This window comes from Robiginitalea rubriflava (assembly GCF_052540725.1).
In genome coordinates this window covers 1,887,835-1,900,820 of record NZ_CP199309.1, presented here as the reverse complement: position 1 = coordinate 1,900,820, position 12,986 = coordinate 1,887,835, and the positions used below count along the sequence as shown (strand labels likewise).

Genomic DNA, 12,986 nt, shown 5'->3' with positions numbered 1-12,986 from the left:
AAAAATCTGAAAAATTAAGTGGAAAATAAACCTCAGCCTTAAATTATGATTTTGTGGTTTTTGCGTAATGCTTTTCAAAGCGGCTGATATCCATTTCCGGAGGCAGGTTTTCCCCCTTGTGTATCAAATCGAAAAGTGCCTGGGATGCATAGGGAGCCAGGAGCACTCCCCTGGAACCAAAACCGTTTAAGGTGTATAAATTATGGTGTTCCGGATGCCGCCCCGCCAGTGGCCTCCGGTCTGCAACTGTTGGCCGGATCCCTGCGGTCTGCTCCACAATCTTGTAATCACAGCTAATTAGTTTTTCCAGCTTTAGGAGCAACTCCTCACGTGCTGCTTTGCCCGGTTCCGGGTTTTGGTCTTTCCAATTGTAGGTGGCTCCAAACTGATAGCGGTCATCCCCCAGAGGGAGCAGGAACATACCTGCCTTGATTGCCGCAGGCTCTTTTAAATCCGGAGCTTCAATAATCAGGTATTCCCCTTTGGTTCCCTGCAGCGGAAGATAGCTGAAGTAAGGGTTCTGCCGCATCCCGAAGCCCTCACAAAAAACGATATGCCTCGCTTTAATATCCTTATATGAGAGGGTATCCCCGTTTATCTGCAGCTGTTTATGATCGAAACGCTCTTCCCTGAAGCATGCGCTGTCTTTCATTAATTTCCTGAAGGCCGTCAAAAAAGCAGTAGTATGCAAGCGCCCACATCCCTGCAATTCCCCAAAACCAAAGGGGGCATCTATATGCGGGTTCGTGTTTGGAAGGCATTTGGGGTTCAGGAATTCGGATAAACCCGGCTGGTCGCTGGCTGTAACCCAGGTATTTTGTTCTTCCACGGAAGCCAGGCGGCGAAATATTCTGAGCTCTTCAAGGAGTTGCAGCCCAAGGATGGCTTCATATTTTCGGTAATAGGGAAGGGACGTCTGCATGAGTAACTGCCCCTGCCAGGTCATGTTGAAGCGTTTTAAGACCACAGGATTGTACAAGCCTGCAGCAACTTTGGAGGCCCGCTGAGAACCGTTTTCAAAAACCATTACCTCAGCCCCTTCCTCCAGCATTTTAAGTGCAAAAGCTGAGCCTGCCAAACCCGAACCGACAACAATTGTATCCAGCATGCCGCAAAGGTAGGTAACTATCTCTGGAAAACAGCCATAATAAAAGGGCCCGGACAGTATTGCCCGGGCCCTTATTTATTAAAGAATTGGAAATTGCAGGTCCTTAATAGGCCCACATATCTTGTTCGCGATCCCGGATAGACTCCTTGATCCGCTTGGCTTCCAGTAACTGGAAGAGTGCATTATCTGCAATGTAATCTTTAATCTCACGATCTCCGTGAACGTTTTCCTCTTTATAGATCACCGCATTGAATCGCCTGGCATTCAACAGCATGTCAAAGGATATCGGCTGGGCCGAATTCCGCTGGTTGAAAACCTTGGCTTCATGCAGGATATTCCTGGCGCTTGGGAACCAAACCCAGAAGAGTTCTACTTTGGCATCCTCAAAGGACATGGTCTCATCATCGATAAAGTTTACGTCCGGGGCCACCGGGGCGATCCCTAGTAAACGATACTTCAATTCTCCCTGCCGCTTGTCAAAATACCAGATTCCTTTAATGTGATATTCCTCAATATCCGCAGCGGTAAGTTCCCTCTGGTTAATAAATTCCGGGGAAATTTCCTCGCCTGCGTTGTATTGCTCATATCCGAGGTCGGTGGTATCCACCTTCTTGAGGGCGTCTTTCAGATCGTCCAGAGTCCTTTTCTCAGTAAAGTAACTGTCCGCATAAACGTCTGTAAGATTGCCATTACGCATATTCTTGATCAGTACGTCGTAAAGCGATCTGCGGTTTGCACTGATATCTACCGTATCGATCGGGTAATAGAGGGGGAAATTCACCCGCTCGTCCAGGTCTATGACCTCCCAGATCGTTGTAGACCACAGTATGTCGCGATCATCCACATAGCCGTAGTCCAGGGGCACATCATTATCAATGGCCTTCTGGTCTTCCGTTCGCTCTCCAATTTGCTCCGGCTTTTTTGCGTTCAGGATATTAGCCTGTGACAGACCGGTAAAAGGCAGCATTCCTACGAAGCCGACTACTAAAACATTTTTCCAATTCATTGTATTAATTTATTAGTCTGATTAAATGCCGGTGCAGCGAACAGCTGTTCAACCGCACCGGAATTTACTTTGCACTTTCTAATTAGTAACCTCGATAATAACCGGGGATACCTTCTTCAACTTATAACTCTTGTTGTTACTGATATACGCTTCGATATCAAATATCTGAACCGCATCGCCTCTGCCGGCTCTTCTCAGAGCAGACTTGGCCCTTGCATCCAGTTTATTTCCATTCACACTTACCGTAGGCTGTCCGGGTACCTTGATTTTGAATCCGCTCACCGCAAGGTTCAGGTCAAAGTCAAAGTCTTCCAGCACGGCACTGATGGTAGAAATCTCCAGGTTCTTCTTCGGCATCTTAACACTTCCTGTTTCCCCTCGGATTGCTCCGGAAGGCCTTGGGATGTCTTTGATACGGAATGTTTGTTTAGACGGGAAGGACTTTCCATCAATAGTTCCAGTAACATTAATGGTAACCTCGCGTCCTTTACCAGGATTCATAATATAATTACTACCAGCGCGTTTTGACAGGCCAGGAGCTGACGCACTAACTTTATTGTCAGGTACTCCGGGCATTGAGATGGTCATTGGATTCGCTACGCCACGGTAAACAACATTCATTTTATCCGCAGAGATAACTGCAGCGTTCGGCCTTGGGATAGTAGAGAAACCATTCTTTACAGGAACTTCGGTCTCTTGCCCATCCTGCATATAGATCAGGGTTCCGGCAATCTGGTGATCTCCGGGGCTCCCCGCTCCAATCAGCAACTCTACACCGCCTTCTTTTAACTGATAATCCTTTCCTTCGCTTAGTTTGCGTCCGTCCAGAGTCAGCTCAGCCTTAACCGGCTTGGCAGATTTATCCGTTTTTCCAAGGACAATACTTCCTTCAAATTTCTCGCCAGAATAAAAAGCATTTCTTTCCGTATCTAGCATAGTAGAGAAGTTTGTCAGGGATACCTGAGAAGTCAGCTCTCCCTGCAGCATGGATTTCAAAGCGGCCTCTTCGGTTGCCTTGATATCGGACTGCAAAGCTGTAAGCTTGGTAAGGGAAGCGATCAGTGGGAAACCTTCATAATTATAGTTAATCCAGTCTACCTTTACGCCATCCCGACGTTCAACCTTTCCGTTTTCATCTCCTGTTTTAAAACGTGTTTCCACGGTTTCTTTCACTTCCGGGAAGTCATCCCCAAGAATAGCGATTACAGAAGTACGGTAATCATTGATACGCTTCATAAACTCCTTTCCTTCCGGAGCCAGGTTGTCTCCCTGAAAGAATTTCTGGTCCAGGTAATCGGACTTATCCATGACCTGGTAATCCGTAGGATCTTCAATATCCTTGGTCATGAAATCTTTCAATTCTTCCAGGTAGGTAAAGTACTCCTGGGAAAGTTGCTTGATTTTTTGGGCGTCCTGGTACAGCTCCGCATACTTAGCTGCATCTTCTTCCGCCTTAGTCTCCAGGCTGGCCAGAAACGCATTGTTGCTCTCTGTAGCCTTGGAATTGGAAGCTTCAAACTTTTCGTTCATAAGACCGAAAGCAGCAAGAACTTCCTTGCTCATATTTAACGCCAGCATAGCGATGAAGATCAAATACATCAAATTGATCATCTTCTGACGTGGTGTTTGTTTTCCTGATGCCATTGTTTCTAATTAGTTGTTAATAGTTACTTTAATTTGGGAATACTAGAACAATGACGCCTTTAGTTTCTGTTCATTGCGGTCAGCATACCTCCGTAAACCCCGTTCAGGGAAGAAAGGTTACTGGCCAGAGACTCCATTTGGTCTTTAAGGGCACCGGCATTCTGTACTACTTCCTCATTGATGGAAGCCTGACGGCTGGCGCTCTCCAGTTGAACTTTGTAAAGGCTGTTTAATGATTCCATTTGAGAAGCTGCCTGAGACAGTTCCTCGGAATATTTCTTGGTGTGCTCAATAGCATCGGCTGTAGGGGCAATTCCCTTGGCAGCTCCTTCGAAGTTCCGGATACTTTCTCCCAGACTGTTGAACAGGGAAGCGTCAATATTGGCTTCCTTAAGCAGTTCATCAAGTTTTTTGGAAAGCAGTCCTTCTGCTTCTTTGGCTTCCTGAGCAGCATTCTTTTTGTTGCTCTTCTCTCCTCCGGCTAATTCCGGATACACCAGTGACCAATCGAATTCGTCGTCTACCGGTTCAAAGGCGCTGATCGCGAAAATAAGGGCCTCTGTAATAAGACCTACCGCGAGTAACAAACCTCCTGTAAGGGGTCCAAATTCCCAGTGAAGGATTTTAAACAACGCCCCGATGATCACCACCGAAGCACCCAGGCCGTAGGCCATGTTAAAGAGCTTTTTAGTTGATTTAGACTGTGCCATAATTTGAAATTTAATTTAGGTTAAAGTTAATAATAAGTATTTGGTTAACGTTTGATCTGTTTAGTTGGCCAGGGCCTGTTATTACTGAGTTGAATCTTCTTCACCCATGTAGTCCTGCACCGTGCGGAAGCCTATATAGCTCCTCGCGGAATCCTTGTATTCGTAATCTCGTGTACTCACCTGCAGGAAATAAGCCACATCCTTCCAGGATCCTCCGCGGATCACTTTTCGGTTGTTGTCCTTAGAATCTGCATTAGGGTTCATGGTGGAAGCGTATTCGTAGGAACCAGGGTAATAACTGGAGTTAGTCCATTCCGAAACATTTCCGGCCATATTGTACAGGTTAAAATCGTTTGGCTCATAAGATTTCGCTTCTACCGTATACATTGCGGCATCGGCGGCATAATCTCCCCGTTGGGGTTTAAAGTTGGCCATAAAACAACCTGTATCGCTGATCACATAAGGGCCTCCCCAGGGGTAGGTTCCCCCTTCGATCCCTCCACGGGCTGCGTATTCCCACTCCGCCTCTGTGGGCAGACGGAACTGGTTAACAAACTGCTTCCCGCGATCGCGCTGATCGTCATTCTTGAATTTGGTCCTCCAGTGGCAGAAGGCTTTCGCCTGGCTCCAGGAAACCCCCACAACCGGATAATCACTATAGGCATCATGCCAGAAGTAATCGTTGTGCATGGGTTCATTGTAAGAGTACTCAAAGTCCCGGATCCAAACAGTGGTATCCGGATATATCAGGGTTTCTTCCTGAATGATAAAATCTTTGCGGCGTCCGTTTTTGGAGCGCGCGGCAGACTCGATATCCATCCAGTTGTACTTGTACTTTAATTTGTTTACGTCTATGGTACGCTGTCCGTTGTAAGACTCTTCCTCCGGCAGGTACATGGAATCCATTACCTCAGCGTAGTATTCGTCCGGATAATCCGAAGTCTCCCAAACCAGGTCCTCATCCTTGTTTAAGGCGCGGCCCTCGTAATAGTCATCTCCCATCCCGGCGTAATTGTCCAGCATGTATTTGTCATAAACAGAAAGGTTGGCTGTATCTGCATCATTAAATGCATAAAGCCCGATTCCGTCATCTTCCGGACCCAGGCCCAGCTCATCGGCCAAAATGGCCAGTCTGGTGCGCACAACAGAATCCTTTACCCACTCCACAAACTGCCGGTACTCACTATTGGTGATCTCGGTGTCATCCATATAAAAGGAACGTACGGTAACCGTTTTGGTAGGGGCATTGAGAACTTGTGCCATGTCTTCTTCACTCTTACCCATAATAAAAGCACCTCTTGGGATCAATTCCATCCCATAAGGTTTTTCCGGGTACCATTTTTTTCCCTGCACGCCTACCAGTTCCCCCTTGGATTTGGAACCACAGCTGCTGAGCAAAAAAACAAACGCTATAGATGATAACAATAGCTTCTTCATACTTTAGGTTAATTTCAATTAAGACTGTAAACGATACTATCAATGATTATTCACTAAAACTGAAAATTGAATAATTTATTGTACAATACCCTTTATCTGGTGCAAATAAATTGGTTTAGTTAAAACCTTTCTTGTAGGCCTTAAACCACCTTTCCGGAATATTCTGATCGCAGGCGTCCAGATAGTCCTTCTCGGTGCAAGGTAATAACGCAGCTGAATTGGATTTAGTATGCGCACTGATCAGGTTGGGAACCTCTACCCACCATCTGCTGGTGAGGGCGCTTTTATAGAAGACTAATTCCTCGCTGTCACAAGGAACGATATATTTAGTAAAATCGGGGTGGGAATCGGAAGGGGATTCGTCTACTCGGAAGTTATGACCCTCCATAAAATACCAGATCATCTGGGCCACGAGCTGGTAAGACTGCATGTTGTTCTCAATTTCGAAAATACCCAAAACGGAGATGTCCTCCCCCATTCCCGCATAACGGGTAATGGCACAGATTTCCCTGCCTGTAAAGCCGTTTGGTGAAAAAGCCTCGTGCATCCCCATCTCACTGGCCCGGATAGCCCGCGCATCCAGGCTTAGCAGGTGGGCATTTCTCAGGGCCGGTTCCGCAAGGGTAATGTCTGAAGCAATCTCCCCAAGCCGGTAGGCATCGAAAAAAAGGCGCTCCATCAAATCAATTTCCTCCTGGGCATTGAAATAACTCTGGTAGCCAATATTGGTAAAATTGAATAAGTTATTGGGTTTATCCGTAATGATACGGCTCATATAGGAATTGGAAGAAATGAGTTCCTCATCGGCCCCAAAATCAAAACGACTGTCTACGGAAACCAGATTCACCATGTCCTGTATCCCGTCAAATGCGCGATATACAGGATAGGTGATATCCTGAGTGGCCCCGATGATTACCGGGATGATATTTTCCTCCAGCAGCCCGGCGATTATTTCGCGTACCACAAAATAAGTATCCTTTACAGTCTCCCCTTCCTCGATATCCCCCAAATCCAGGATCCCCTGTTCCCAGTTCCCCTGCATCAATTTATACAACTGAATGCGGATTTCGTCCAGGTTGAGGCGGGAGGTCTTTTTTACAAAGGCATTGCGCGATTCCAAAACCCCCAGTATTGCAAAAGTGGCTCCCGCAAGTACCGGCAAGCCTTCCTGTTCTGTATGCTTATAAATACTGTGACCCAACGCCTGTGGCGGTAGCAGTTCGGTATGTGCCAAAACTTTCTGGGAAACGGGTTTTAGAAAATCGAAAGCCATAATTGAGCTGCCGTATTGCTATTTGGATTTTTTAGTCGGTTTCTTTTGAGCCAGAAGTTCTTCAGCCTGTTCCAGGGTGAGCTCCTGAGGATCCTGTTCTTTGGCCAGGTTCACCTTGGTCTTGCCCTTTATTAAGGTGTGCCTGCCCCAGCGGGCCTTTTCTATGCGTATGTTTTTATCGGGCCATTCCCGAACCAGTTTTTCCGCCTCCTTTTTTTTCTTCTCCTCTATCAGGGTGCTGATATCTTCCTTGCTCAGGTTGTCAAAATCGTATTTCTTACTGACATTGATAAACATACCGTCCCATTTGATAAAAGGTCCGAAGCGTCCTTTGCCTTTGGTAACGTCTTTACCCTCGTAGTTGGCAATGGGTGCATCTGCCTTTTTCTTTGCCCGGATCAGCTCAATTGCGCGCTCGAGGTCCACATCAAAAACGCCCTCTCCCGGATCAAGTGAAACAAATTTCTTTCCGTAGCGTACATAGGGTCCGTAGCGCCCCACATTGGCTTCCACCTCATCCCCCTCAAAGGTCCCCAGTTTTCTGGGTAACTTGAAGAGTTCCATAGCTTCTTCATAGGTAATCGTACTGAGTGACTGGTCGGGAAGCAGGCTGGCAAACTGTGGTTTTTCCTCTTCCTCTGCAGTCCCGATCTGCACCATGGGCCCGAAACGACCCAGGCGTACGGAAACCTGACGCCCCGTCTTGGGGTCTTTCCCCAGTACCCGTTCGCCGCTGGCACGGTCTGCGTTTTCTTCCACGTCTTCCACCCTTGGGTGAAAACCTTTATAAAAATCCCTCAGGACCTCCTGCCAGTCTTCCTCCCCGGTTGCAATATCATCGAAGTCTTTTTCCACCTTAGCCGTGAAATTGTAATCCAGGATATTGGCGAAGTGGCTTACCAAAAAGTCTGTTACAATCATGCCGATATCCGTAGGAACCAGTTTCCCCTTATCGGAACCCACCGTTTCTGTGAGCTTTTTCTCATTTATTTTCTGGTCTTCCAGTATAAATTGGAGATAATCGCGCTGTTGACCGTCTACACTACCCTTTTCCACATAACCCCTGTTCTGAATGGTGGAGATGGTTGGGGCATAGGTAGAAGGTCGTCCGATGCCGAGTTCCTCCAGTTTCTTAACCAGGGAAGCTTCCGTAAATCGGTAAGGAGGGCGGGTAAACCGCTGGGTTGCGGAAATATTCCTGACTTTGAGGACTTCCCCTTCTTTCATGGCCGGGAGCATTCCGTCCTGTTCTTCCAGGTCCTCTTCATCCTTACCTTCCAGGTATACTTTTAAGAATCCATCAAATTTGATGACCTCCCCATTGGCACTAAAGAGGTCTCCCTGCTGGTCATTTTTAATTTTAACGTTGGTTCTTTCCAGTTTGGCATCGCTCATCTGGGAAGCGAGGGTCCGCATCCGGATCAATTCATATAACCTGGCCTGATCCCGCTCCAGGTTTGGATTTTGCAGATTCATATCCGTAGGCCGGATGGCCTCGTGTGCCTCCTGTGCCCCCTTGGATTTTGAACTGAACTTGCGGACTTTACTGTATTGCTCGCCAAATTGGTCCACAATTGTATTCTTTGCTGCGGTAATGGCTTCTCCGGACAGATTGACGCTATCGGTACGCATATAGGTTATAAGCCCCGCCTCATAAAGGCGCTGGGCAACCTGCATGGTTCTCGATACAGAGAAATACAGTTTTCGGGAGGCTTCCTGCTGCAGGGTTGATGTTGTAAAGGGGGGTGCCGGAGATTTGGTTGCCGGTTTGGTATCCAGGCTATCCACACTGAATTGGGCCGGGCTAACGCTTTCGAGGAATGCACGGGCCTGCTTGGCACTGTCGAAACTCTTAAGCAATTTGGCGGTAAATCCGGTGCCGGAACTGGTTTGGAATTCGGCAGCCACCTTAAAACTACTTTCGGGGGAAAATGCTTCAATATCGCGCTCCCGTTCTACAATGAGCCTAACGGCCACAGATTGCACCCGGCCGGCGGAGAGGCCCGGCTTTATCTTTTTCCATAGCACGGGAGAAAGTTCATAGCCTACCAGCCGGTCCAGGATCCTCCTGGCCTGCTGTGCATTAACTAAATCGTAATTGATGGCCCTGGGGTTTTCAATAGCCTTCTGAATGGCGGATTTTGTAATGGAATTAAATACAATCCGCCTGGTTTTGTTTTTATCCAGGTTCAGGGTTTCGGCCAAATGCCATGAGATGGCTTCCCCTTCCCGGTCCTCATCACTGGCCAGCCAGATAGTCTCAGCTTTGGATGCCAGGTCCCTGAGTTTTTTGACAAGGGCTTTCTTTTCCTTATCCACAATGTATTTGGGGGCGAAGTCATTATCAACATCCACCCCAAGCTCCTTGGAGGGCAAATCGGCAATATGGCCAAAACTCGAAGTGACCTTGTAATCCTTCCCGAGGAAGCGTTCAATGGTTTTTGCCTTGGCCGGCGATTCTACTATTACCAGATTTTTTGCCATTCATGTGAATTTTGGATCACAAAAGTAGGTCAATTTTTTTATTTACTTCTGCAACCTCTTTGCAGTTGTCCGGACCAGAATAGAATTCACATAGCCTTTTCCCCACTTTTTCACTTTTGCATAATTGTATATTCCGGGCTAAAAATATTCCTTATTTTTAAAGGATTAAACCAACGGAAATGAAACCGACCCATCCCCTTTTAATTTTTCTATTACTATTGTTGATCCCCCTGAATATGCAGGGGCAGCGAAAATCGAAAAAGCCCTCTAACAGTTTTGACCAGACCCTCTATAATGGAATGGAATGGCGTTTGGTTGGCCCCTTCCGGGGAGGGCGTGCCGGGACAGTCTGCGGAGTAGTAGGCAATCCTAACCTTTATTACATGGGAACCGCCGGAGGAGGCGTCTGGAAAACCGAAGATGCCGGAAGTAGCTGGGAATGTATTTCCGATGGCTTTTTTGGGGGCTCCATCGGGGCGGTTGCCGTATCCCAATCGGATCCCAATATAATATACGTAGGGGAAGGGGAACAGACCCTCAGGGGAAATGTCTCTTCGGGAAATGGCCTTTGGAAAAGCATGGACGGGGGGAAGACATGGCAATTTATAGGCCTTAAAGGCTCCGAACACATAGCCAGGATCCGCATCCATCCAAAAGATCCCAATACGGTTTATGTTGCCGCTATCGGAAACCTGTGGATTCCGAATGAAACCCGGGGGGTTTATCGCTCCACGGACGGGGGGCAAAACTGGGAACGTATACTCTACATCAGTGATAAGGCAGGTGCGGGAGACCTCATCCTGGACCCGAACAACCCGCGGGTACTGTATGCCTCCACCTGGCAGATGAAGCGCAATGGCTACCGAATGGATAGCGGGGGGCCAGACAGCCGCCTGTTCAAAAGCACGGACGGGGGTGACAACTGGACTGATATTTCGGAGCGCAAAGGGCTGCCGGGCTTTCCATGGGGCATCTCAGGTATTGCCGTATCCCCTGTGAATTCCGAAAGGATTTGGGTAATCATTGAGGCTGCAGAGGGGGGCGTATTTCGCTCAGACGACGGGGGAAAAACCTGGGCCAAGGTAAACGAAAACCGGGCCCTGAGGCAAAGGGCTTGGTATTACAGCCGCATCTATGCAGATACACAGAATGAAGACAAGGTATATGTAATGAATGTAAGTTACGGGGTTTCCTCCGACGGGGGTAAAACCTTTGAACTTAAAAATGCTCCTCACGGAGACCATCACGACCTCTGGATAGACCCGCTTAACAACCAGCGGATGGTCATCGCCGATGACGGGGGTGCCCAGGTTTCCAATGATGGGGGCAATAACTGGTCTACCTACTACAACCAGCCAACGGCCCAGTTCTACCGGGTAACCACAGACAATCAGTTCCCCTATCGGATCTATGGGGCCCAGCAGGACAATTCCACCGTACGCATAGCACACCGGACCAATAGCAATGCGATTACAGAACAGGATTGGGAACCCACTGCAGGAGGCGAAAGTGCCCACCTGGCACCGGACCCCCTGAACAATGAGATCGTCTACGGAGGAACCTACAAAGGCTATATGATGATGGAGGACCACAGGCTGGGGCAAACCCGTTCCGTAAATATATGGCCGGATAACCCGGCGGGCTCCGGAGTTGAAGTCATGAAATACCGTTTTAACTGGAATTTCCCTATCGCCTTCAGCATCCACAATCCCAAAAAGCTCTACGCCGGCTCCAACTACCTGCATGCCACCACCAATGGCGGACAGAGCTGGGAGGTTATTTCACCAGACCTCAGCCGCGGCCTGCCCGAAACGATCAAGTCTTCCGGAGGGCCCATTACACAAGACAATACAGGGGCCGAGTTCTATGCAAACCTTTTTGCCATTGCCGAATCGCCCTTGGAAGAAGGGGTTATCTGGACCGGCAGCGACGATGGACTCATACACATCAGCAGGGACAACGGTACAAGCTGGGAAAATGTTACTCCGGCCGCTTCACTATCCCCCAAACTGAATATGATTAATTGTATAGACGCCAGTCCTTTTAAAAAGGGAACAGCCTATGTGGCTGCTACTTCCTACAAGTTCGGGGATTATACCCCTTACCTCTATAAAACGGACGACTATGGAAAAAGCTGGAAACTGATCACTTCCGGGATTCCTGAAAATTATTACACCAGGGCCATTCGTTCGGATAAAGTTCGCGAAGGCCTGCTGTATGCAGGGACCGAATGGGGGATGTACCTCTCCTTCGACGATGGGGAAAGCTGGAGCCCTTTCCAACTGAACCTCCCCATAACTTCCATCAGAGACCTGCATGTGAGGGATAATGACCTGATTGCAGCAACCCACGGTAGGAGTTTCTGGATGATAGACGACCTGACTCCCCTGCATCAATTATCAGCAGAAGTAAAAAACAGTACATTTTTCCTCTACAAACCGGACAGGGCTTACAGAATGCAGCAATCCGGCTGGGGAATCCCGGACAGCCTCAAAGAAGGCAGCAACCACCCGAATGGGGCCATCATTAATTTTTACATCGGAAAACTGGCAGACACGGATACCGTTGAACTTGAAATACTACAGGCCAATGGCAGCAGCATCCGCAAATTCAGCAACAAGGCCAAAGCGCAAAAACACCAACCCGATGCAGCCGAACCTATAAAGGTCAAAAGTGGTGGCAACCGGTTTGTATGGGATTTGCGCTACCCCGGGTTCTTAAGTTTTGAAGGGATGGTACTGTATTCTTCACCCAATAACGGGCCAAAAGCCGTACCAGGGGATTACAAGGTACGCCTTAGCTATAACGGCCAGGTAAGCGAGGCTTCTCTTAGTGTTGAAAAAGACCCGAGACTACCCAACACAATGGCCGATTTTCAAAAACAATTCGATTTCCTGATTGCCGTTAGGAACGAAGTAAGCCGCGCCAACAGCGCCATTGTCCGTATTCGGAAAGTGGAAAAAGACCTGAAATACCTGAAGGAGAAAGCAAGCGAAAAACCCGAATTGCTGGAAATGGCCACAGCCTTTGAAGAAAAGCTCGAGACCATTGAAAACAACATCCATATGACCAAAAATCAAAGCCGTCAGGATCCGCTGAACTACGGTATCCGCATAAATAACCGCCTGGCATTCCTGCTGGCCGATTCACAGCGCGGGGATTACCCCCCTACTGAGCAGTCCCTCGCCTTTTTCGGTGAAATCAAAAAGGAATTGCAACGGGAACTGGATGCGCTGGACACCTTGCTGGCAAGCGAAGTTGATAAAATCAACAAAAGGGTGCAGGATGCGGGTATTCCAATGATATCGGCTCATTAAGTCAGGC

At 48.0% G+C, this 12,986-nt stretch carries 8 protein-coding genes; 1 reads left to right on the top strand and 7 read right to left on the bottom strand.

Translation table 11 applies throughout. The annotated features are described in order from the left end of the window. Positions 1-43: 43 nt before the first annotated feature. From ACT6NU_RS08640 to topA, 7 genes are all read right to left on the bottom strand, one after another. Positions 44-1,108, bottom strand: coding sequence for an NAD(P)/FAD-dependent oxidoreductase (locus ACT6NU_RS08640; protein WP_445381276.1), 1,065 nt, complete (start codon positions 1,106-1,108; stop codon positions 44-46). 103 nt (positions 1,109-1,211) lie between these two features. Beyond that, entirely contained in the window at positions 1,212-2,114 is a 903-nt protein-coding gene (gene porN, locus ACT6NU_RS08635; protein WP_445381275.1) for a type IX secretion system ring protein PorN/GldN, read from the bottom strand. Positions 2,115-2,192: 78 nt separating this feature from the next. Beyond that, positions 2,193-3,758, bottom strand: a complete 1,566-nt coding sequence (gene porM / locus ACT6NU_RS08630) for a type IX secretion system motor protein PorM/GldM (protein WP_445381274.1) — start codon at positions 3,756-3,758, stop codon at positions 2,193-2,195. A gap of 59 nt (positions 3,759-3,817) precedes the next feature. Next, the gene (gene porL, locus ACT6NU_RS08625) at positions 3,818-4,468 is read right to left on the bottom strand and encodes a type IX secretion system motor protein PorL/GldL (RefSeq protein WP_445381273.1); all 651 of its coding nucleotides are present in this window, start codon (positions 4,466-4,468) and stop codon (positions 3,818-3,820) included. Positions 4,469-4,549: 81 nt separating this feature from the next. Next, positions 4,550-5,905, bottom strand: coding sequence for a type IX secretion system lipoprotein PorK/GldK (porK, locus tag ACT6NU_RS08620; protein ID WP_445381272.1), 1,356 nt, complete (start codon positions 5,903-5,905; stop codon positions 4,550-4,552). A 115-nt stretch (positions 5,906-6,020) separates the two neighbouring features. Next, positions 6,021-7,178 (bottom strand): formimidoylglutamase, encoded by a 1,158-nt coding sequence (locus ACT6NU_RS08615; protein WP_445381271.1) that lies wholly within the window; start codon positions 7,176-7,178, stop codon positions 6,021-6,023. A gap of 18 nt (positions 7,179-7,196) precedes the next feature. After that, a complete protein-coding gene (topA, locus tag ACT6NU_RS08610; RefSeq protein WP_445381270.1) occupies positions 7,197-9,662 on the bottom strand; it encodes a type I DNA topoisomerase in 2,466 nt (821 codons plus the stop codon). Positions 9,663-9,841: 179 nt separating this feature from the next. Between topA and ACT6NU_RS08605 the strand changes: the two genes are divergently transcribed. After that, entirely contained in the window at positions 9,842-12,979 is a 3,138-nt protein-coding gene (locus ACT6NU_RS08605; protein WP_445381269.1) for a WD40/YVTN/BNR-like repeat-containing protein, read from the top strand. Positions 12,980-12,986: the final 7 nt, after the last annotated feature.